Origin of the sequence: Anaerococcus sp. mt242 (assembly GCF_016798225.1) — a bacterium.
Lineage (GTDB): Bacteria > Bacillota > Clostridia > Tissierellales > Peptoniphilaceae > Anaerococcus.
Genome location: NZ_JAEUYX010000042.1, coordinates 1 through 1122, shown reverse-complemented (window position 1 = coordinate 1122; position 1122 = coordinate 1). Strand labels below are relative to the sequence as shown.

Sequence of the window (1122 nt, the reverse complement as noted above, 5' to 3'; positions counted from 1 at the left end):
GAAGGACGTAAGTGAACGAAAACTAGGGAAAGCTCACAAAAAGCACTGACCCCTAGGTATCCGAATGGGGAAACCCGGCTGTGGAAGACACAGTCATCATAAAGTGAATACATAGCTTTATGAAGTAAGACCCTGCGAACTGAAACATCTAAGTAGCAGGAGGAAAAGAAAGAAAACTCGATTTTCCAAGTAGCGGCGAGCGAAAAGAAAACAGCCCAACCCAATAAGAAATATATTTTTTAGCAGAATCATTTGGGAAGATGAACCAAAGAAAGTGACAGTCTTGTAAGCAAAAGAAAATATATTGTGGGGGCAAGTAGCAGTGAACACGAGAAATTTGCTGTGAAGATAGGGGGCCCATCCCCTAAGGCTAAATACTAACATGTGACCGATAGCGAACAAGTACCGTGAGGGAAAGGTGAAAAGAACCCCGAAAGGGGAGTGAAAGAGAACCTGAAACCTTGAGCCTACAATCAGACAGAGCACAACAGTGTGATGTCGTACCTTTTGTAGAATGGGCCAGCGAGTTATCGTACTTAGCAAGGTTAAGTCTTTAAGAGACGGAACCAAAGCGAAAGCGAGTCTTAATAGGGCGAAAGTTAAGTGCGATAGACCCGAAACCGGGTGATCTATCCATGGTCAGAGTGAAGGTGAAGTAAAATTCACTGGAGGCTCGAACCGGGTGCGGTTTAAAACGCATCGGATGAACTGTGGATAGGGGCGAAAAACCAAACGAACCCGGAGATAGCTGGTTCTCCTCGAAATAGCTTTAGGGCTAGCCTATGATTAAAGATTTGCGGAGGTAGAGCACTGACTGGCCTAGGGCGGCTTACCGTACCAAAGCCTATCAAACTCCGAATGCCAAAAAATCAGATCATGGAGTCAGACTTAGAGGGATAAGCTCCTAAGTCGAAAGGGAAACAGCCCAGACCGACAGCTAAGGTCCCAAAATCTGGATTAAGTGGAAAAGGATGTGAACCTACTAAGACAACCAGGACGTTGGCTTAGAAGCAGCCATACATTTAAAGAATGCGTAATAGCTCACTGGTCAAGTGGGTTTGCGCCGAAAATAAACGGGGCTAAAATTCAGTACCGAAGCTTCGGATTGATAGAGAATTTAAA

At 44.9% G+C, this 1122-nt stretch carries 1 rRNA gene; it reads left to right on the top strand.

Annotated features, from left to right (window positions below):
- Positions 1-1122: ribosomal RNA gene (locus JNO63_RS08600) — 23S ribosomal RNA — on the top strand; the annotation flags it as partial.